The sequence below is a fragment of the Pseudomonas sp. 10S4 genome (genome assembly GCF_034344865.1).
GTDB lineage: Bacteria > Pseudomonadota > Gammaproteobacteria > Pseudomonadales > Pseudomonadaceae > Aquipseudomonas.
This window is the reverse complement of record NZ_CP133774.1, coordinates 7,057,845-7,079,249: the sequence shown is the minus strand read 5'-3', so window position 1 is coordinate 7,079,249 and position 21,405 is coordinate 7,057,845. Positions and strand designations below refer to the sequence as shown.

The window sequence follows — 21,405 nt, the reverse complement described above, 5'->3', positions numbered from 1 at the left end:
GCTTCTCGAAGAGCCCGGCGTGGAAGGTGTTGTCGCGATTGCTCGATCGTCATTGCAGTAGCTGGATGAGCGGCGACCCGGCGGGGAGCGGGCTTGCGGTCGCTGTTCAGACACGGTTGGAGCCTTGCAATGCGATGCCCATCGTTGCGCCAGTCTTAGCCAGCACCTCGGGCGGTGCGTTCTGGTTGGAGACCATGATGTGTTCTCCTGATAGACTTCGGGCTGGTGCAGACTCTTGCGGATCTGGACGAGTTTAATTTGCATCAGGACCGCATATATTATTTTTTGAGTCGCGTTCCGAGTCACTTTGATTTTTGTTATTTGATGATTTTACGGGTGCCGGTTTTCGTGTTTCGGAGGTAACTAAGCATTATGGGTCGTTTCAACGGTGACGCGTGGTTTCGCTGCAATAAGTTTTCATGTTGCGTTGTCAGAGCAAGATAGATGATTCCTAGAACCATACTTGTGACTGGTGGCTCGGGTTTTTTGGCAGCCGCTTTGTTGCGTTATCTGGCATGCTCAGGTGAGTACTCCTTGATCACCTCGCTGAGAAGTGCTCGCACGGATCTCCCTCAATCAATACGCACGGTTACACTCGGGGAGTTGACGCCTTCCAATAATTGGCAAGAGGCATTAACCGACGTCGATGTCATTGTTCATGCTGCTGCGCGAGTGCATGTCATGAATGAGGAAGCGGCCGATCCCCTGGCGGAGTTTCGATTCGTTAACGTTGACGCCACGTTGAATCTCGCTCGACAAGCTGCAGAGGCGGGCGTAAAGCGTTTTATTTACATCAGCTCAATCAAGGTTAACGGGGAACTCTCTAAACCTGGAACTGCATTTACAGCTGATGACACGCCGGCTCCGGTGGACCCTTACGGTATTTCCAAACTTGAAGCAGAGTCAGGGCTGCGTAGTTTGGCCGCGAACACTCACATGGAGATTGTGATAATTCGTCCAGTGCTGGTTTACGGTCCGGGTGTGAAGGCTAATTTTCTCAGTATGATTCGCTGGCTGAACCGAGGTGTCCCATTGCCATTCGGTGCAGTAAACAATAAGCGTAGCTTGGTGAGTCTGGACAACCTTATTGACCTTATTGTCACTTGCTTCGAGCATCCATCCGCTGCGAATCAAACCTTTTTGGCCAGTGATGGTGAAGACGTTTCCACTACAGAGTTGTTGCGTAAAATTGCCACTGTTCTAAACAAGCGTGCCATCTTGCTTCCGTTGCCGATCGGGTTGATGAGTTTCATGGCAAGACTTGTCGGTAAAGGCGCTATGGCCCAAAGACTCTTTGGTTCTCTTCAGGTTGATATAAGCAAGAACGAACGCCTCTTGGGATGGACCCCCCCGTCACTCTTGATAGGGGATTAAGTGCTGCCGTGCAGCCATTTTTGGAATCCCGCAAATCATGAACTACTGGTGGCTCATTCCGGCGCTAGCCGGCATTTCCTATGTGCTGACTGCCATTCTACGCCGTTACGCCCTGTCTCGAAGTCTGCTGGATATCCCCAACGGCCGCAGCTCCCATTCGGTACCCACGCCGCGTGGTGGCGGAGTCGCGATCGTACTGACCTTTCTCGTGGCACTCGTGGTTCTCTATTCGGGGGGCGTGATAGACCAAACGGTTTTTTTGCGCTGGCAGGCGCCGGAGCACTGACCGCTATTATCGGTTTTCTGGATGATCATGGGCACATCGCCGCGCGGTGGCGATTGCTGGCGCATTTTCTGGCGGCGATCTGGGGGGCTTACTGGCTTGGAGGGCTGCCGGCTATCAGTCTGTTTGGTGTCAGCGTGGAGTTGGGTTGGTTCGGACATCTACTCGCGGTGATTTATCTGGTCTGGATGCTCAATCTTTACAATTTCATGGACGGCATTGATGGCATCGCCGGCGTTGAAGCGGTAACAGTTTGCCTTGGGGGCTGTCTACTTTATTGGGTAAGCAGTGCGCCGGATAAGATTGGGGCTCCGGTTCTGCTGGCTGCGTGTGTCGCAGGGTTCCTCTGCTGGAATTTTCCTCCGGCAAAAATCTTCATGGGCGATGCCGGGAGTGGTTTTCTGGGTGTGGTGATCGGCGTGTTATCGCTCCAGGCTGCCTGGGTTTCCTTCGGTCTTTTCTGGGGCTGGTTGATACTTCTTGGCGTTTTTATCGTCGATGCGACGTTCACTCTGCTACGCCGTTTGGTGCGGGGAGATAAAATTTACGAAGCACATCGCAGCCATGCTTATCAGTTCGCATCGCGTCGATTTGGCAAGCATCTGACCGTTACCTTGTCGGTGGGCTTGATCAATATATTTTGGTTGCTGCCAATAGCGTTTTGCGTTGTTTTCTACAATCTGGACGGCGCCTGGGCATTGGTGCTGGCTTATGTACCGCTGATTTTGTTGGCAATGAGGTATCAGGCAGGCCAGCTTGAGGGTAATTCGTCAAAGAACTGACGGAAACTCTTGTCGTTTGGGATTACAGTGCTATTCCTGTACCGGAAGGCTTAGCCGAACGATGTAGGCTGTTTAAGAGAGAGTACTGAGTGGTGGGCGGATTTATGGATAAGGTCAGAGCGTATCTGCTGGGGCTTCCCCGGCGGCGCAAAAGGTTGATTCAGGTGGCCACCGACACGGTATTGGTGTGGCTTGCCCTGTGGTTGGCGTTCATTGTCCGCCTTGGCATAGACGATATGTACAATCCGCTCAAAGCCCATCTGTGGCTTTTTGCCTGTGCCCCAATTGTCGCTATCCCGCTCTTCATACGTTTCGGCATGTACCGCGCGGTCATGCGTTATTTCGGTAACGATGCCCTGATCGCAATCGTCAAGGCGGTTAGCCTGTCATCGCTGATCCTGGCGGTTGTCGTCTATTGGTACAGCAATCACCAGGCCGTCGTCCCACGCTCCATCATCTTCAACTACTGGTGGTTGAGCATGGTGATCATCGGCGGTCTGCGCCTGTGCATGCGCCAATACTTCATGGGTGATTGGTTCACCGCTGCGCAGCACGTACCGTTCACCAATCGGGACGATGGCTTGACCAAGGTTGCTATCTATGGCGCAGGCGTCGCTGGCAATCAGCTGGTGGCGGCACTTCGCATGGGCCGAGTGATGCGCCCTGTGGCATTTATCGACGACGACGCGAGTATCGCGGACCGCTCTATTTCCGGCCTCCAGGTCTATAAACCAAAACACATTCAACAGATGATCGATGTTACGGGCGCCCAGGAAATCCTCTTGGCCCTGCCATCATCTACTCGTGCACGTCGCAGGGAAATTCTCAATCTGCTGGAAGGTTTTCCGCTTCACATTCGCAGTGTTCCCAACTTCACCGACCTCGCCAGTGGGCGGGTGAAGGTCGAGGATATTCAGGAAGTCGATATCGCGGACTTGCTGGGCCGCGACTCCGTACCCGCGCAACCTGATCTGCTCGCTCGTTGTATCAAGGGCAAGACTGTCATGGTGACTGGTGCGGGCGGGTCGATCGGTTCTGAGCTTTGCCGACAGATATTCTCGCTGGGTCCGACCACGCTTTTGCTGTTTGAGCACAGTGAGTTCAATCTCTACAGCATTATTTCGGAGTTGGAACAGCGTGGCTGTCGCGAGTCAGTATCGGTCAAGTTGTTGCCGATCCTGGGCTCTATCCGCCATAAGGATAAACTCCTGGATGTGATGAAGACTTGGCGCGTAGACACGGTCTACCATGCCGCGGCTTACAAGCATGTGCCCATGGTCGAGCACAATATCGCCGAAGGAGTGCTCAATAACGTCATCGGTACACTCAACACGGCTCAGGCTGCTTTACAGTCGGGTGTTGCCAATTTCGTATTGATCTCTACCGACAAAGCTGTACGTCCGACTAATGTCATGGGCAGTACCAAGCGTCTCGCCGAGTTGACCCTTCAAGCTCTCAGCCGCGAAATTGCTCCCGTGTTGTTCGGCGACAAGGCCAATGTGTCGCGCGTGAACAAGACCCGATTTACCATGGTGCGCTTTGGCAATGTACTGGGCTCTTCCGGTTCAGTGATTCCGCTGTTCCACAGCCAGATCAAATCGGGTGGCCCATTGACCGTCACGCACCCGAAAATTACTCGCTACTTCATGACCATCCCCGAATCCGCACAACTGGTGATCCAGGCCGGTTCCATGGGGCAGGGTGGTGATGTTTTCGTGTTGGACATGGGCGAACCGGTAAAAATTGTCGAGCTCGCGGAGAAGATGATTCACTTGTCCGGCTTGAGTATTCGTTCTGATAAAAATCTTCAAGGCGACATCTCCATCGAGTTCACAGGGTTGCGGCCGGGCGAAAAACTCTACGAAGAATTGCTGATCGGTGACAACGTCGTGGCGACTCAGCATCCGATGATTATGAGCGCCAATGAAGATCACCTGCCATGGGACGTGCTCAAGGGGCGTTTGACGGATTTGCTTAACGCCGTTGAGCAAGACGATTACTCCCGCGTCCGTCAACTCCTGCGCGACACCGTCAGCGGCTACAACCCGGATGGCGAGATCGTCGACTGGATTTATCAGGAACGTCGTCTCGAACCCTGATTGTTTCACATCCTGTAACGTACACACTTTTGACAGCTTCATCACATCGCCTAAATTTGGGGAGCAGCTTCGGAAAAGCTGCTTTTCTCAATCGATGTCATGGAGCTTCACTTATGCGTACAGGCTATTTCTCCTCCTTGGTTTTTGCACTGCTTACCAGCGCTTCTATCGCGGCGATCGCGGCACCCGCGGCCAAGCCTGAGGCTGTCAATGCACCGATGGTGCTGGACGTTGCCGCCAAGGCGCAGGGCGAAAAAATTGATCTGAACGGTGCGGATGCCCCGACACTGCAGCGCGAACTGGCCGGCGTCGGTGAAGCCAAGGCCAAGGCGATTGTTGCGTATCGTGAGACAAACGGGCCGTTTGCATCCGTGGACGAGTTGCTGGAAGTGAAAGGGATCGGCAAGGCGATTCTGGACAGGAATCGTGAAAAGCTCCAAGTGAACTAAGCTTGTAGATCAACGCCAAGAGGCCGGTCATTGACCGGCCTTTTTGCATTCTGGCGAAAGCGTCGATGTGCTCCCTTTCGTCGGGATTTAAAAAATTACGACTATCATATGGTGTTTTGATTATGCCTATAATAAATTGCCGAAGCGCACTGGCGCTCGTCTTCCTCAAGCATTCCTCAGGAGCACAGTCATGAATTCAGTCCAGTCTCAAGGCACGGCCCTTGTTACCGGCGCCTCTTCGGGCATCGGGGCGGTTTACGCCGAGCGTTTGGCGGCCCGTGGTTTTGATTTGTTGTTGGTGGCACGCGACGAGCAGCGGCTGGAGGCGGCGGCGAGCAAGCTGCGTTCAGAGTATGGAATCAAGGTCGAAGTGCTCAAGGCAGACCTGACGCAAAAGGATGAAGTGCTCAAACTCGAGCAACGCCTGCGCAGTGATTCCAGTATCAGCCTGTTGCTCAACAACGCCGGCGTCGCGGCCGATGGTTTGTTGGCCAACGCCGATATGGAGCAACTGGAGCGCCTGATTCAGCTCAACGTCACCACGGTTACACGATTGGCCTCGGCCGCAGCCGCTAGTTTTACCAAGGCTGGGCGAGGGACGATCATCAATATCGCGTCGGTAGTCGCCTTGTTCCCTGAGCGGTTCAACGCGACTTACAGCGCCAGCAAGGCGTATGTTCTGAGTCTGACTCAGTCATTGAACACTGAACTCAATGGCACCGGGGTCCAGGTTCAAGCGGTGTTGCCTGGGGTAACACGCACCGAAATCTGGGAGCGTTCCGGTATCGACGCCAGTGGCATACCGGCGGAAATGGTCATGGACGCAGGGGAAATGGTCGACGCTGCCTTGGCTGGTCTGGACCAGGGTGAGTTGATCACCATTCCTTCCTTGCCACAGGCCAGCGAATGGGAAGCCTTTGTTGCGGCCCGTCATGTGATGGCGCCGAACTTGTCCCGAGACAAAGCCGCCGCACGCTATAAGTGAGGCGCCATGTATCGGCTTGAGGTGAATGCGGTATGAATGATCGTCGAGTGGTTGTAACAGGAATGGGCCTGGTGTCGCCGCTGGGTAGCGGTGTCGAGGCGGTCTGGGCGCGTTTGTTGGCCGGACGTTCCGGATTGCGGGCGTTGCCGGATGAGGTGGTTGCCGATTTGCCGGCCAAGGTCGGTGGCGCTGTGCCGACCCTGGCTGAAGATGCGGAAGCGGGTTTCGACCCGGATCGGGCAACGCTGCCCAAAGAGCAAAAGAAGATGGATCGCTTCATCCTGTTTGCCATGGAGGCCGCACGCCAGGCGCTGGAGCAAGCCGATTGGCAAGCCCTGGACGCCAACGCTCAGGAACGGACGGCGACCATCATCGGCTCGGGTGTTGGCGGTTTTGGCGCGATAGCCGATGCGGTGCGCACCACTGACAGTCGGGGGCCACGACGTTTGTCGCCGTTCACTATTCCGTCGTTTCTGGTCAATCTCGCGGCTGGCCATGTTTCGATCCAGCATGGTTTCAAAGGCCCGTTGGGCGCACCGGTCACCGCCTGTGCGGCGGGTGTTCAGGCAATTGGTGATGCGGCGCGGCTGATTCGTTGTGGTGAGGCGGATATTGCGGTGTGCGGTGGGGCGGAAGCGGCAATCGATCGCGTCAGCTTGGCCGGTTTTGCCGCTGCCCGGGCCTTGTCCAGCGGCTTCAACGAGACTCCGGAGCGCGCCTCGCGGCCGTTCGACAGTGGTCGCGATGGCTTTGTGATGGGGGAGGGCTCCGGTCTTCTGGTGATCGAATCCCTTGAACACGCGTTAGCTCGTGGTGCTCAGCCCATCGCGGAACTGGTCGGCTACGGCACCAGCGCTGATGCCTATCACCTGACTGCTGGCCCCGAGGATGGCAGCGGAGCGCGTCGGGCGATGTCGTTGGCATTGGCGCAGGCAGGCATTTCGCCGGCGCAGGTCCAGCACCTCAATGCACACGCTACCTCGACACCCGTCGGTGATTTGGGTGAGTTGGCAGCGATCAAGTCGTTGTTCGGGACGGATAACAAGATTGCAGTGACATCGACCAAGTCGGCTACCGGACATCTGCTTGGTGCGGCCGGCGGGATCGAGGCGATCTTCACGCTGTTGGCTATCCGAGATCAGATCGTTCCCGCCACCCTCAATTTCGATAGCCCGGATCCGGCGGCGCAAGGGGTGGACATCGTCCATGGCCAGGCACGTTCGATGCCTATCGAATACGCGCTGTCCAACGGCTTCGGATTTGGGGGTAAATGCCAGCGTATTGTTCAAGCGCTGGCAGGGCTAGTCTTTGGACTGCTTGAGGTGATCGCGAGTGACGTCGAGAATCCGCTGAGCCAGCTCGGTGTTCTCGACACTGCGAGAGAGCAGCAGTGCGCCAATCAGGGTCGACATGATAACGATGCTGCGCTCGGCGGCATCTTCGCCTTCAAGGGTGCCTTGCACCTGTTCGAGTCGTGCATTGAGCACCGTATCGCTGGTCGGGCTCGGCTGCCCGCGCAGCCCGAGCTCCGACGACATGGTTGGCAGCGGGCACCCTTCATGGGGCGATGTCTGGTGCCATTCGGACAAATAGGTGTCGATGAACGCGTCCAGCGGATGCTCCGACGCGAACAGCTCGGCGCACAATCCCTCGACTTCTTCGCCAGCGGCCACCAAGGCCTTTTCAACCAGTTCATCCTTGGATTTGAAGTGTGAGTAAAAGCCGCCATGGGTAAGGCCCAGCGCTTTCATCAGCGGTTGCAAGCCAGTCGCACCGATACCGTCGCGGCGAAAGCGTGCTGATGCTTCCTTGATGATGCGTTGGTGGGTCTGGGCTTTATGGTCCTGCGAGTAACGCATCTTTATTCTCCACAACAATGCGCCATATTAACCAATGAATGTTGAATGGTGACTGTACTTCTACTTCTAAAAAGCATGCAGATGCGTCTGACTGGGTCCAGAGGTGTCCAGCTACTTGGCATGAATAATGATTACTCTCTCGTCAACGATTGTTGAACAATCATGAGGCGATGAGCATGAACAGCGGACTGTCCCTGGCTGACCACATCACCCGGGAGTTGCGCGCCGACATCATTGGCGGTCGCTTGCTGCCGGGCATGGCGCTAGTGGAAAACGATCTGGTGTCGGCCTACAACGCATCGCGCAATACCATTCGCGAAGCGCTGCACCGTCTGGGGCAGGAAGGGCTGACGCGCTATGTGCGCAACAAAGGCGTGATGGTGCGCAGGGTCGGTGTCGAAGACGTGCGGGATCTGTTTAACGTGCGCCGTACCCTGGAATTGCAAGCCATCAGCGCCAGCCAACCGCTGCGTGAGTACCAGTCGGACCGGATGCTCGAAGCCCTGGAGGCCACCGAACTGGCTCGGGATCGTGAAGACTGGCGCGCGGTCGGCACCCATAGCCTGGCCTTTCATCAACACATCGTCGGGTTGTTGCGTAGCCCCTTGTTCGACGAGTTCTTCACCAACGTCGTCGCCCAACTGCGCCTGGTGTTTTGCAGCGCCCCCGATGAATCGCGTTTTCAAGCGCCGTGGCTGGCCCGCGACCGTTTGATCCACGACTTGCTGGCAGACGGTAACAAAGCGCTGGCTCTGGATGAAATGAGCCTGTATCTCGACGATTCCGAGCAACTGCTGTTGCAGATGCTGACCCCTGTTTCCCATCACTGATCGAGGATTCGTGCCATGTACAAAGACTATCCGGCGGCCTATCAAGTCAGCAAAGGCTCGGCCTTGCAGGTTGACAAGGCGTTCTATGAACGGGTCCGCGATGCGAAGGACGGGCGCACGCTGATCGAGCAATTCGAAGTGCCGATCCGCACCGGGCGCGCCTGGCATGTGCCGGCCGGGCATGTGTTTCGGGTGACCACGCCGGTCGGCCCGCAGGTCGGGGATTTCAACGTCTGGAATGCCCATGACCCACGGGAACGTCTGTGGGCCGCGCGCACCCGCCAGTTGCAGGGCGCCCACGTCAGCACCCATGACCGGCTCTGGTCGAACCTGCCGTTTTTGCGTCCGCTGGTGACCATCACCGATGACAGCCTGGCCGGTTACGGCATCGACGAGCACGGTGGCCGGCTGCACGATTTGCTGGGCACGCGCTGCGATCCGTATGTGAACAAAATGCTCACCGGCGAAGACTTCCATCATCACTGCCATTCGAACCTGACCCGCGCCGTGTTGCCCCATGGCCTGACCGAGTTCGACGTGCATGACGTGCTGAATATCTTCCAGTGCACCGGCCTTAACCACGACGACATGTATTTCATGAAGGCCTGCCCGGCGCAGAAGGGCGACTACCTGGAGTTCTTTGCCGAAATCGATTTGTTGTGCGCGCTGTCGACCTGCCCGGGTGGCGACCTGTCTCTGGCCATGTGGGGGCCGGATGCGCAGGATCCGCTGAGCGTGTGTCGCCCGTTGGGGGTGGAGATTTATCGGTTGGAGGATTCGTTGCTCGAAGGCTGGAGCCAGCCTGAACGTGCTGCATATAAAGGGCTGCATGGCTTGCATATCGCCAAGGCCGATTGGGAAAAGTAGCCGTGCTTTTGTGGCGAGGGAGCTTGCTCCCGTACGGCTGCGAAGCAGCCGTCAGGCCTATGCATGCGTATGTCTGCAAGAAAGGAGGCGGCGGTTTTAGGGCCGCTGCGCGACGCAGCGCGAGCAAGCTCCCTCGCCACAGGGATTTGTGTTGAGACCAATAGCAAACCCCACCTGCAAGAGTGGGGTTTTTCGTTTAGCGGTCCTGCGCTTCCTTGGCATCCATTTCCGCATTGCGTTCGGCGACGCGTTTACGTTGCTCTTCGGTCATATCGACCTTGGTGGCGGTGTCGCGCAACATCATCAAACCACCAACGATCGAGCCGATTGCAACGACCAGAATCAACCAGGCATACCAGGGCATAGGGCTCTCCTTGAGGGCAGGCCGGTTGACGGATTTCGCCAACCGATCGTGCATACCACTTTGAGCGATGGAAAATCGCAGTGGTTCCATTCTATGCCTGTTATGCCTCGTTCACCTGCACGGTGTCACGGTCGCCCGAAACACCCTTGTAGGAGCTGCCGAAGGGTGTGTTGCCACCCTAGGATCGGATGGCTCGGCATGTCAGAGCCCGGTCAGCATCGCATCTGCTGGCGCATCGGCACGCAATTGTGCGGTGAGCATGAAGTACACGAATCCCACCGCCATGAAGCCGAGGAAGATCACCCCGATCAATGCGTTGAACCAGGCCATCGCCACCAGGCACACCACCGCCAGCACCAGCGCAATCATCGGCACCAGCGGATAGCACGGCGCGCGGAAAGTCCGTTCCAGGTTCGGCTCGGTTTTACGCAGTTTGAACAGGCTGAGCATGCTCATGATGTACATCACAATCGCGCCGAACACCGCGATGGTGATCATCGCCGCCGTCAGCGTCATGCCGCCGAGGTTGATCAAGCCGTCGCTGTAAATCGCTGCGATGCCGATCAGGCCGCCGGCAATAATCGCCCGGTGCGGGGTTTGGAAGCGTGACAGCTTGGCCAGGGATTTCGGCAAGTAACCGGCCCGAGCAAGGGCAAAGAACTGCCGCGAGTAGCCAAGAATGATCCCGTGGAAACTCGCCACCAAACCGAACAGACCAATCCACACCAGCATGTGCAACCAGCCGGAGCTTTCGCCAACCACCGCTTTCATCGCTTGCGGCAGCGGGTCGTTGATGTTCGACAGGGTGCGCCAGTCACCGACGCCACCGGCAAAGAACATCACGCCCATGGCCAGCAGCACCAGGGTCAGGATACCGCTGATGTAGGCTTTCGGAATCGTGCGTTTCGGGTCCTTGGCTTCTTCGGCCGCCATTGCCGCGCCTTCGATGGCCAGGAAAAACCAGATCGCAAACGGGATCGCCGCAAACATCCCGGCAATCGCCGGCATGCTGAACACATCGGAACCGGCCCAGCCGTTAAGGGCAAAGTTGCTGAAGCTGAACGCCGGGGCGACCACGCCCATAAACACCAGCAGTTCGGCCACGGCCAATACGCAGACCACCAATTCGAACGTCGCCGCCAGTTTCACTCCGAGGATGTTCAGGCCCATAAACACGATGTAGGCGCCGACGGCTGCGTGTTTCGGATCAAGCGCTGGAAACTGCACATTCAGGTACGCGCCAATCGCCAAGGCGATCGCGGGCGGGGCGAAGACAAATTCGATCAGTGTCGCCATCCCGGCGATCAATCCGCCTTTCTCGCCAAAGGCGCGGCGGCTGTAGGCAAAGGGACCGCCGGCATGGGGAATCGCCGTGGTCAGTTCGGTGAAGCTGAAGATGAAGCAGGTGTACATGGTGGCGACCATAAAGGAAGTCACCAGAAAGCCCAATGTCCCGGCCACGCCCCAGCCGTAACTCCAGCCAAAGTACTCACCGGAAATCACCAGCCCGACGGCGATGCCCCACAAGTGCAGCGTGCCCAGCGTGGGTTTGAGTTGTGTGTTCATGCGTTGCTCCCTGAACGGTTTGGAAAGCTCGGGGGAGGGCTTTGCAGTGGGCGTGCCATTTTGTATTTGTGCGTCGTAAAGGGGTGAAAGCTGTCGTATCGGGGATGATCGCCGCGCAATGGCCTGTTTTTGTGCGCCAGTTGGGGGCGGTGTCGTCATTTATGCCGCCATCGCGAGCAAGCTCGCTCCCACAGTTGGAATGCGTTCGCCCAAACAACACCGATCCCTGTGGGAGCGAGCTTGCTCGCGATGGCGTCCGCCCCAACCCCGCTGTAACGCCGGCATAAAGCCACTCTTTACGCTTTCTTTATGCCCCGTCACACCCCTCGGTCTCGTTCCTTTACAGCCACCCTGCGGACAATGACTCCACACGCGGCAATACGCCGTAACACGGAGAACTTCCATGAGCGTTCTGGACGGGGTGTCACTGCTACTGGCAGTGGGGCTGTTCATTTATCTGTTGGTTGCGCTGTTGCGCGCGGATCGGAACTAGGAGCGGCTATGCACAGTTATGACTATTGGCTGATCCTGGCCTTCTTCGCCCTGGTGCTGATTCCGGCACCGTTTCTGGGGCGTTTTTACTACAAGGTGATGGAGGGGCAGCGCACTTGGCTGTCACCGATCCTTGGCCCGGTGGAGCGCGGCTGTTATCGCGTAGCCGGGGTAGACCCGCAGGCAGAACAGAGCTGGCAGAAATACACCCTGGCCTTGCTCGCCTTCAACCTTGCGGGCTTCTTGCTGTTGTTCGCGATCCTGTTGTTCCAGGACCACTTGCCGCTCAACCCGCAAAACCTGCCGGGTCAAGAGTGGACGCTGGCGTTCAACACCGCCATCAGCTTCATGACCAACACCAACTGGCAGTCCTACAGCGGTGAAGCGTCCTTGAGCTACCTGAGTCAGATGGCCGGCCTCACCGTGCAGAACTTCGTCAGCGCCGCCACCGGCCTCGCCGTGCTGGTTGCCCTGTGCCGCGGTATCGGTCGCAAGTCCACCAAGACCTTGGGTAACTTCTGGGTCGACATGACCCGTGCCACCCTCTACGGCCTGCTGCCAATCTGCTTGCTGCTGGCGCTGTATCTGGTCTGGCAGGGCGTGCCACAAACCTTCGCGCACTACGTGAATGCCGTGACCATGCAAGGCGTCGATCAAGTGATCCCGCTTGGCCCGGCCGCCAGCCAGATTGCGATCAAGCAACTGGGCACCAACGGTGGTGGCTTCTTCGGCGTGAACTCGGCGCATCCGTTCGAAAACCCGACCGCGTGGAGCAACCTGTTTGAAATGGGTTCGATCATCCTGATCCCGGTCGCCCTGGTGTTCACCTTCGGTCATTACGTGAAAGACCTGCGTCAGAGCCGCGCGATCATCGCCTGCATGCTGGCGCTGTTCCTGATCGGCGGCGCGACGTCGATGTGGGCTGAATACCAACCCAACCCTGCGCTGGCCAACGCTGCCGTCGAACAGACCGCACCGCTGGAAGGCAAGGAAGCGCGCTTCGGTACCACCGCCACCGTGCTCTGGTCGGTGACTACCACCGCGGCGTCCAACGGTTCGGTCAACGGCATGCATGACAGCCTTAACCCGCTGAGCGGCATGGTCGCACTGGTCAACATGATGGTCGGCGAAGTGATCTTCGGCGGCGTCGGTGCCGGGCTCTACGGCATGTTGCTGAACGTGTTGATCGCGGTGTTCCTCGCCGGCCTGATGATCGGCCGCACACCGGAATACCTCGGCAAGAAACTTCAAGCCAAGGAAGTGCAATTGTTGGTCGTGACCTTGCTGGTGATGCCGGTCGGCGTGCTGGTGCTGGGTGCAATCGCCGCCAGCCTGCCGGGACCTGCCGGTGCCATCAGTAACCCTGGCCCGCATGGTTTCAGTCAGTTGCTGTACGCCTACACCTCGGCCAGTGCCAACAACGGTTCGGCATTCGGCGGTCTGAGTGCCAACACCCCGTTCCACAACCTGATGCTCGGTCTTGGCATGTTGATCGGTCGCTTCGGTTACATCCTCCCGGTTCTGGCATTGGCCGGCAGCCTGGCGATGAAGAAAACCGCACCGATTGGCCAGAACAGCTTCCCGACGCATGGCCCGTTGTTCGTGACCTTGTTGACTGTGACCATTTTGCTCGTGGGTGGCCTGACCTTCTTGCCGACGTTGGCGCTGGGTCCGATTGCCGAACACTTGAGCATGGGCTTCTAAGGAATCAATGAATGAATATGCCCGTAAATAAACCGGTGATCGTCAAGGCGCCGGAACAACCGAAAACTGCGATGTCGGCCCTGTGGCGCCCGGCGCTGGTGCAAGCCTTCGTCAAGCTCGACCCTCGGCAATTGCAGCGTGCGCCGGTGATGCTGGTGGTCGAACTGACCGCCATCCTGACCACCGTGCTGTGCTTCATTCCCGACGGCAGCGTGCCGACCTTCGTCGCGGCGCAAATCGCGCTGTGGCTGTGGTTTACCGTGCTGTTCGCGAACTTCGCCGAAGCCTTGGCCGAAGGTCGGGGCAAGGCCCGCGCCGACAGCCTCAAGGCCGGCAGCGAAGGCTTGAGTGCCCGCCGCAAAACCTCCAACGGCACCTTTCAAGTGGTGCCGGCCACCAGCCTGCGCAAGGATGATGTGGTGCGCGTCGAAGCCGGGGAAATGATCCCCGGTGACGGCGAGGTGATTGAAGGCATCGCGGCGGTCAACGAAGCGGCAATTACCGGTGAGTCCGCGCCGGTGATTCGTGAGTCCGGCGGTGACCGTTCGGCCGTCACCGGCAACACCCGCCTGGTCTCCGACTGGCTGCTGATACGCATTACTGCCAACCCTGGCGAGTCGACCCTCGATCGCATGATCGCTCTGGTCGAAGGCGCCAAACGTCAGAAAACCCCGAACGAAGTGGCGCTCGACATCCTGCTGATCGGCCTGACGCTGATCTTCCTGCTGGTGGTCGTCACCCTGCAACCGTTCGCCCACTTCGCCAACGGCAGCCTGCCGCTGGTGTTCCTGGTGGCGTTGTTGGTCACGCTGATTCCGACCACCATCGGCGGCCTGCTTTCCGCCATCGGTATCGCCGGCATGGACCGCCTGGTTCGCTTGAATGTGATCGCCAAATCCGGTCGCGCCGTGGAAGCGGCGGGGGACGTGCACGTCCTGCTGCTGGACAAGACCGGCACCATCACCTTCGGTAACCGTCGTTGCACCGCCGTTTACGCGGCACCGGGTGTTACCGCCAAGGAACTGGCCGAAGGTGCGTTGTTTGCCTCGCTGGCCGACGACACGGCTGAAGGCAAATCCATCGTCGAGTACCTGCGTGGCCTGCATCCGCAGCCAGAGCCAAGCCCTGAGCTGCTGACGGCGGTGCCGTTCAGCGCCGAAACTCGCCTGTCCGGTGTCGACCATCAAGGCCGCGTGTATCGCAAAGGCGCGGTGGATTCATTGCTGGCCTTCGTCGGTCTGAAACGTGCTGATTTGGCGCCGTCGCTGTCCCGGGAAATCGACAAGATCGCCCAGAGCGGTGGCACTCCGTTGCTGGTCTGCGCCGAAGGCAAACTGCTCGGTGCGATCCACCTCAAGGACGTGGTCAAGCCTGGCATTCGTGAGCGTTTTCGCCGAACTGCGCAGCATGGGCATCCGCACGATCATGGTGACCGGCGACAACCCGCTGACCGCCAAGACGATCGCAGCGGAAGCCGGCGTCGACGACTTCCTCGCCGAGGCCACCCCAGAGGACAAGCTCGCCCTCATCCGGCGTGAGCAGGAGGGCGGCAATCTCGTCGCCATGACGGGCGACGGAACGAACGACGCACCGGCACTCGCCCAGGCCGACGTCGGGGTCGCGATGAACACCGGCACCAGCGCCGCGAAGGAGGCCGGCAATATGGTCGACCTCGACTCTGACCCGACGAAGCTCATCGATATCGTCCGAATCGGCAAACAGCTTCTGATCACCCGCGGCGCCCTCACCACCTTCTCGATCGCCAACGACATCGCCAAGTACTTCGCGATCATCCCGGCCATGTTCGCAGGGGTCTTCCCCGGCCTCGCCGTGCTGAACGTGATGCAGCTGCACTCGCCAGCCTCGGCGATCCTGTCCGCCATCATCTTCAACGCGATCATCATCGTCGTACTGATCCCGCTCGCGCTTCGCGGAGTCACCTACCGTCCGGCCGCCGCCGCGAGCGTGCTCAGCCGCAACCTGCTGATCTACGGCCTGGGCGGGCTTCTGGTGCCGTTCGTGGGCATCAAGGCGATCGACATGGTGTTGACGGCGTTGCATTTGGTTTAACAGTTAACGGGTGGGTGGGAGCTGCTTTTTGTGGCGAGGAGCTTGCTCCCGCTGGGCTGCGAAGCAGCCCCATCCCAGCCACCGCGTTTGTTCAGGCAAAGCGCATTCGCCGGGTTGACGACTGCTTCGCAGCCGAACGGGAGCAAGCTCCCTCGCCACAGGTGATGTGTGTGCCTTCACAGTATTTTCCGAATTCGAGGATTTTGAAATGTCCACAATGATACGTCCGGCCCTGAGCCTGCTGGTCCTGATGACGCTGATCACTGGCGTCGCTTACCCCTTGGTGGTCACCGGCGTGGCTCAGGTCGCCTTCCCGGACCAGGCCAATGGCAGCCTGGTGCGTGACGCCGACGGCAAGGTCCGTGGCTCGTCGCTGATTGCCCAGGTTTTCGTCGGCGACGCCTGGTTCCATCCACGGCCATCGGCAGGTGCGTTTGCCACCGTGTCGAGCAGCGCCAGCAACCTCTCGCCGAGCAACCCGGCGCTGGCCACTCGAGTGATCGACGATGCCAACAAACTGATCGTGCCAGGCCAGGGCCCGGTGCCGTTGGCGATGCTGACCACCTCCGGCAGCGGCCTCGATCCACACTTGCCACCGGCAGCGATTGCCTATCAACTGGCGCGTGTTGCAGCTGCGCGTAACCTGCCGGTGGCGACGGTTGAACAACTGATGAATGCAAACATCGAGCGACCATTGGTGGGGCCACCGGTGGTTAATGTGTTGGCGTTGAACATCGCGCTGGAAAAACTGTAAATCGGTGGCGCGGCCATTCGCGAGCAAGCCCGCTCCCACATTGGAATGCATTTCAAAATGTGGGAGCGGGCTTGCTCGCGAAGACGGTCTCACAGGCACTTAATCAACATCTGAAAAAAGAGATTCCCAAGCATGAGTGACTCCGGCCGCGCCGATGCGTTGTTAGCAGATCTGCCTCGGGATGGCCGTGGCCGGCTCAAGGTGTTCCTCGGTGCCGCACCGGGCGTCGGCAAGACCTACGCCATGCTCGAAGCGGCCCACACCCAACTGCGCCAAGGCGTGAAAATCATCGCTGGCGTGGTCGAAACCCATGGCCGCGCCGAAACCGAAGCGCTGCTCGGTGGCTTGCCGCAACAACCGCTGGTGCGCTCGGAATACCGTGGCGTGATGCTTGAAGAGATGGACCTCGACGGCCTGCTCAAAGCCAAGCCGAAACTGGTGCTGGTCGATGAGCTGGCCCACAGCAACGCCCCCGGCAGTCGTCACGCCAAGCGCTGGCAAGATATCCAGGAACTGCTGGCCGCCGGCATCGACGTGTACACCACGGTCAACGTCCAGCACCTGGAAAGTCTCAACGATCAGGTGCGCGGCATCACTGGCGTCCAGGTCCGCGAAACCCTGCCGGACTGGGTCCTGCAAGAAGCCTACGAACTGCTCTTGATCGACCTGCCGCCCCGGGAATTGCTGGAGCGTCTGCGCGATGGCAAGGTCTACGTGCCGGAGCAGGCGCGGGCGGCCATCGATGCGTTCTTCACGCAAACCAACCTCACCGCCCTGCGTGAAATGGCCATGCAAACCGCTGCGGCTCAGGTCGATGATGATCTGGCCCAGGGTTATCGCCAGCTCGGCCAGGCGGCACCTGCGGTGCGCGGTCGCTTGTTGGTCGGGGTCGATGGCGATGCTCAGGCCGAACGTCTGGTGCGTCACGCCAGCCGCGTCGCCCAGCGTCGGCATTTGCCGTGGAGCCTGGTGCATGTGGACAACGGCAGCGTGCGCGACGAGCAATCGCGCCTGCGCCTGCAAAGCGCCCAGCAACTGGCCGAGCGCCTCGGCGGCGAAGTGGTGTTGCTGCGGGCCGGCGAGGTGGCGAAAACCCTGATCCAGCACGCCGCCGAACGTCGCGCGAGCCTGGTGTTGGTCGGTCAGTCGCGCCAGCGTTTGCGTCGAAGGGTGTTCGGCGGCGGTCTGGCGTCACGCTTGTTGCGCGATGCCCGTGGGCTGGAAATCAACGTCCTCGACAGCGACCATGAAGTGCCCGCAACCCGTCAGCGTTCGGCGCATTCATTGGTCTGGTTCGACTACGCGCTGGCCTTGGTGGCAACCGTTTTGGCCAGTGCTTTGGCCTGGGCAGTGGCAAGTGTTTTGCCGCTGCCGAATATCTCCCTGGTGTTCCTTGCCGCCGTGTTGCTGGTGGCGGTGCGCAGCAGCCTTGGCCCGGCGCTGGCCTGTGCGGCGTTGTCGTTTCTGACCTACGACTTTTTGTTCATACCGCCAAACTTCTCGTTCGCCATCCAGCGCGAAGAAGACGTCCTGACGTTGCTGTTTTTCCTGCTGATGGCGGCGCTCACCGGCAACCTCGCCGCGCGGCAACGTCGACAACTGGAGGCTTTGCGCGACACACAGGAAGAAACCACCGAACTGCTCGACCTGTCGCGCAAACTCACCGCCGCCACCGACCGCCAGGCCGTGGTCAGTGCCGCCGCCCAGCATTTGAATGGTTGGAGCGATCTGCAACTGTGCCTGCTCAACCGCGACGGGCAGGGTGGCTGGAAAGTCGAAACCGGCGGTCCGCTGGAGTTCTCCGAGGCCGAACGTGCCGCTGCCGATTGGGCCTGGCAACACGATCAGCCGGCGGGCGCCGGCACCGGCACGCTGCCGTTCGGGCGTTGGTGGTGGTGGCCGTTGTCGGTCGAAGATGGGCCGCTGGCGTTGCTCGGTGTCTGCGCCAAAGAAGGCCAGACCTTGAGCGGCCAGCGCCGGCGTTTGCTGACTGCGCTGAGCCAGCCATTGGCCCAGGCCCTGGCCCGTGCACAATTGGCCGAAGACCTCGAAGCAGCGCGGCTGCACGGTGAAACCGAGCAACTGCGCAGTGCCTTGCTGGCCTCGGTGTCCCACGATTTGCGCACGCCGCTGACTTCCATGCGTGGCAGCATCGACAGCCTGCTGGCCCTCGGCGAAGCGATCCCGCTGGAGGATCGCCGCGAGCTGCTCGAAGGCACCCGCGATGAAGCGGAGCGTCTCGACCGCTACATCCAAAACCTGCTGGACATGACCCGCCTCGGTCACGGCGCGCTGAAACTGGCCCGGGACTGGGTGTCGCCCGCCGATATCGTCGGCAGTTCGCTCAATCGCCTGCGCGCGGTGTTGGCGCCGTTGCAGGTCAGCACCGAAGTGCCGGCCGAGCTGCCGCTGCTGTACGTGCATGCGGCATTGATCGAACAGGCGCTGGTCAACGTGATCGAAAACGCCGCGCGGTTTTCACCGGTTCACGGACGCCTGCAAGTGCGCGCCGGGGCCGATGACAGCGAGCTGTTTTTTTCCGTCAGCGATGAAGGCCCGGGGATTCCGGAGGACGAGCGAGCGAAGATTTTCGACATGTTCTACACCGCCGCGCGTGGTGATCGTGGCGGGCAGGGCACGGGGTTGGGGCTGGCGATTTGTCAGGGCATGGTCGGCGCCCATGGTGGGCGGATCAGCGTTGCCGATGGCATTGAAGGGCGTGGCACCTGCATCACCTTGCACCTGCCGTTGCAGGCGCAACCGGGCTACGAAAGTGAAGCCTGATCGCGCTTGCGCTACTCTCTTGCCACTTCTATTTGTTGATGTGAACTCATGAGCCAGACCGCGACCATTTTGGTCATCGACGACGAACCGCAGATCCGCAAGTTCCTGCGCATCAGCCTCGCCTCCCAGGGCTACAAAGTGCTGGAGGCCGGCACTGGCAACGAAGGTTTGGCGCAAGCGGCGCTGAACAAACCCGATCTGCTGGTGCTCGACCTGGGGCTGCCGGACATGGACGGCCAGCAAGTGCTGCGCGAGTTTCGCGAATGGTCGACGGTGCCGGTGCTGGTGCTGTCGGTGCGCGCCAGCGAAGGGCAGAAGGTTGAAGCGCTGGATGGCGGCGCCAACGATTACGTGACCAAGCCGTTTGGCATTCAGGAATTCCTCGCGCGCGTTCGGGCGTTGTTGCGACAGGCGCCGGCCGGTGAGGCTCAGCAAGCGGCCCTGACGTTCGGCCCGCTGACCGTAGACCTGGCGTATCGCCGAGTGTTGCTCGACGGTGTTGAAGTCGCGCTGACCCGCAAGGAGTACGCGGTGCTGGCGCAACTGGCGCGGCATCCGGGGCGGGTCATCACCCAGCAGCAATTGCTCAAGGACATCTGGGGGCCGACCCATACCGAGGACAGTCATTACCTGCGGATTGTGGTTGGGCATTTGCGCCAGAAACTCGCAGATGATCCGACTCAGCCGCGGTTTATCGTGACCGAGGCGGGGGTGGGGTATCGGTTGTTGAACGAGGACAGTCTTTAGGAATTGTATTGTTTGAGCCGGCCTCATCGCGAGCAAGCTCGCTCCCACATCTATGGTTCCCCCCTTTTCTGCAATACTGTTTTTGATGATGTGTTTGGCTTGCTTTCATCTATCCGGCGTCTGAGTGGAGGTTGGTCCATTCGCGCCTTGATGAGAATCGATGCCCGGCGATCCTAATTACTTGGACGGCCTTTCAGCCGTGTGGGAGCTCAGGGTTTTCGTCAGGCCGGTTGGCCGTTCACGTCATCTGTTATCCAGCATCGCAAACCAGGTGGGTGGTGCTCGGGTGACAGCGGGGTCAGGCGTTCATCGCGCCTGGCCCCGCATCGAATTCGGTGTGGTGTGCTGCAATCGCCCAGGCGATTCTCGCCAGTTTGTTGGCCAGTGCGCAGACCACATGATTGGAGTGATGGTTGTCCCATAGCCGTCGGACCCAGTCCGCCAGCGCTCCTTTCTGTCGATCCAACTGCATCAGATAGACGCGGGCACACTGGATCAGCAGGCGTCTCTGGTTTCGGTCACCCCGCTTGCTGATGCCTAAAAGTACGGTTTTTCCGCCCGTGGAGTGTTGTTTGGGCACTAGCCCGATCGAGGCCGAATAGCCTCGGCCGCACTTGAACTGTTTGCCATCGCCCAACTCGGCAGCCAGGACGCTGGAGGTGATCGGGCCGACACACGGCATCGTCATCAAGCGAACAGCCAGATCATCTTCAGCGGCTTGGCACTCCACTTCCTTATCCAAAGCCTTGACCTGCTCGTGCAAGTAATTGAAGTGCTCACGCAGCCTGGTCAGTAGTTTTTTGATGGAATCGGGAAGTGGATGTGCTTCAAGCAGCGCTGGAAGATCTTTGATGGACTTGAAGCCTGGGGCCAAGCTGATTCCGACTTCCAGGAGGGCTGCGTGAATCCGATTGACGGTAGCAGTACGTTCTTTGATGAACGAATCACGTGTCGAGTTGAGCATGGCCAGCGCCTGCTGAGCCTGATTCTTAGGCGGCACAAAGCGCATTGTTGGACGAGTTGCAGCCTCGCAGATCGCTTCGGCATCAGCGAAGTCGTTCTTGTTGCTTTTCACATACGGACGCACGAGATGCGGAGCAATGAGTTTGGGTATATGCCCCAGTCTTGAGACTTCCTGCGCCATGAAGTGGGCTCCGCCGCAAGCTTCCATCGCAACGGTGCAGGGTTCGAGATTGGCCAGATGTTGGATGAGCGCCGCCCGATTAAACTTTTTGCGGTAAAGCTCATGACCACGATCATCTTGTGCATGCAGATGAAAGGTGTGTTTTCCCAGATCGATGGCGACAATAGCTACTTTGTTCATGGCAACGGTCTCCGATGAGCCCCCTGTGAAAGCTTAGTGGGTGATCACAGGGGGCGGCGGGGGAGCCATTTC

The 21,405-nt window shown here is 59.2% G+C and carries 14 protein-coding genes and 4 pseudogenes; 14 read left to right on the top strand and 4 right to left on the bottom strand.

Annotated elements, in window-relative coordinates; translation table 11 throughout:
• The first annotated feature begins 444 nt into the window (after positions 1-444).
• The 6 genes and pseudogenes from RHM58_RS32935 to fabF all read left to right on the top strand — a co-directional run bounded on the left by RHM58_RS32935 (position 445) and on the right by fabF (position 7,277).
• A pseudogene (locus RHM58_RS32935) lies at positions 445-1,415 on the top strand (UDP-glucose 4-epimerase family protein).
• Positions 1,412-2,439, top strand: a pseudogene (locus RHM58_RS32930) (MraY family glycosyltransferase). The pseudogenes RHM58_RS32935 and RHM58_RS32930 overlap by 4 nt, the downstream one beginning before the upstream one ends.
• Positions 2,440-2,543: 104 nt before the next feature.
• Positions 2,544-4,538 carry a polysaccharide biosynthesis protein gene (locus RHM58_RS32925; RefSeq protein ID WP_322269255.1) on the top strand — a complete coding sequence of 665 codons (1,995 nt, stop codon included), beginning with the start codon at positions 2,544-2,546 and terminating at the stop codon, positions 4,536-4,538.
• 113 nt (positions 4,539-4,651) lie between these two features.
• On the top strand, positions 4,652-4,987 hold the full coding sequence (locus tag RHM58_RS32920; RefSeq protein ID WP_201256587.1) for a ComEA family DNA-binding protein: 336 nt from the start codon (positions 4,652-4,654) through the stop codon (positions 4,985-4,987).
• Between the two features lie 190 nt (positions 4,988-5,177).
• Complete coding sequence (locus RHM58_RS32915; protein WP_322269254.1) at positions 5,178-5,972, top strand: SDR family NAD(P)-dependent oxidoreductase; 795 nt, start codon at positions 5,178-5,180, stop codon at positions 5,970-5,972.
• Positions 5,973-6,004: 32 nt separating this feature from the next.
• Positions 6,005-7,277 (top strand): annotated as a pseudogene (gene fabF / locus RHM58_RS32910) (beta-ketoacyl-ACP synthase II).
• Here the strand turns inward: fabF and RHM58_RS32905 are convergent.
• Entirely contained in the window at positions 7,274-7,831 is a 558-nt protein-coding gene (locus tag RHM58_RS32905) for a TetR/AcrR family transcriptional regulator (RefSeq protein WP_322269253.1), read from the bottom strand. The pseudogene fabF and the gene RHM58_RS32905 overlap by 4 nt on opposite strands.
• A 176-nt stretch (positions 7,832-8,007) precedes the next feature.
• Between RHM58_RS32905 and RHM58_RS32900 the strand changes: the two genes are divergently transcribed.
• Both RHM58_RS32900 and RHM58_RS32895 read left to right on the top strand, forming a co-directional pair.
• Complete coding sequence (locus RHM58_RS32900) at positions 8,008-8,661, top strand: GntR family transcriptional regulator (protein ID WP_322269251.1); 654 nt, start codon at positions 8,008-8,010, stop codon at positions 8,659-8,661.
• 15 nt (positions 8,662-8,676) lie between these two features.
• Positions 8,677-9,528, top strand: coding sequence for an urea carboxylase-associated family protein (locus RHM58_RS32895; protein WP_322269250.1), 852 nt, complete (start codon positions 8,677-8,679; stop codon positions 9,526-9,528).
• A 196-nt stretch (positions 9,529-9,724) separates the two neighbouring features.
• On the opposite strand, the gene RHM58_RS32890 is transcribed toward RHM58_RS32895, so the two are convergent.
• Complete coding sequence (locus RHM58_RS32890) at positions 9,725-9,892, bottom strand: DUF2897 family protein (protein ID WP_123406749.1); 168 nt, start codon at positions 9,890-9,892, stop codon at positions 9,725-9,727.
• 201 nt (positions 9,893-10,093) lie between these two features.
• Entirely contained in the window at positions 10,094-11,458 is a 1,365-nt protein-coding gene (gene eat, locus RHM58_RS32885; protein ID WP_201256593.1) for an ethanolamine permease, read from the bottom strand.
• Positions 11,459-11,861: 403 nt separating this feature from the next.
• Here eat and kdpF point away from each other — a divergent pair, with 403 nt between their 5' ends.
• From kdpF to RHM58_RS32855, 6 genes and pseudogenes are all read left to right on the top strand, one after another.
• A complete protein-coding gene (kdpF, locus tag RHM58_RS32880; protein WP_007899818.1) occupies positions 11,862-11,951 on the top strand; it encodes a K(+)-transporting ATPase subunit F in 90 nt (29 codons plus the stop codon).
• 8 nt (positions 11,952-11,959) lie between these two features.
• Positions 11,960-13,654 carry a potassium-transporting ATPase subunit KdpA gene (gene kdpA / locus RHM58_RS32875; protein WP_201205559.1) on the top strand — a complete coding sequence of 565 codons (1,695 nt, stop codon included), beginning with the start codon at positions 11,960-11,962 and terminating at the stop codon, positions 13,652-13,654.
• An 11-nt stretch (positions 13,655-13,665) separates the two neighbouring features.
• A pseudogene (gene kdpB / locus RHM58_RS32870) lies at positions 13,666-15,724 on the top strand (potassium-transporting ATPase subunit KdpB).
• A gap of 208 nt (positions 15,725-15,932) precedes the next feature.
• A complete protein-coding gene (gene kdpC / locus RHM58_RS32865) occupies positions 15,933-16,478 on the top strand; it encodes a potassium-transporting ATPase subunit KdpC (RefSeq protein WP_322269246.1) in 546 nt (181 codons plus the stop codon).
• Between the two features lie 132 nt (positions 16,479-16,610).
• The gene (locus tag RHM58_RS32860) at positions 16,611-19,262 is read left to right on the top strand and encodes a sensor histidine kinase KdpD (protein WP_322269244.1); all 2,652 of its coding nucleotides are present in this window, start codon (positions 16,611-16,613) and stop codon (positions 19,260-19,262) included.
• A 48-nt stretch (positions 19,263-19,310) separates the two neighbouring features.
• The gene (locus tag RHM58_RS32855; RefSeq protein WP_201256594.1) at positions 19,311-20,009 is read left to right on the top strand and encodes a response regulator; all 699 of its coding nucleotides are present in this window, start codon (positions 19,311-19,313) and stop codon (positions 20,007-20,009) included.
• 298 nt (positions 20,010-20,307) lie between these two features.
• On the opposite strand, the gene RHM58_RS32850 is transcribed toward RHM58_RS32855, so the two are convergent.
• Positions 20,308-21,333: an IS110 family transposase gene (locus RHM58_RS32850; protein ID WP_201256610.1), complete on the bottom strand. Its 1,026-nt coding sequence runs from the start codon at positions 21,331-21,333 to the stop codon at positions 20,308-20,310.
• Positions 21,334-21,405: the final 72 nt, after the last annotated feature.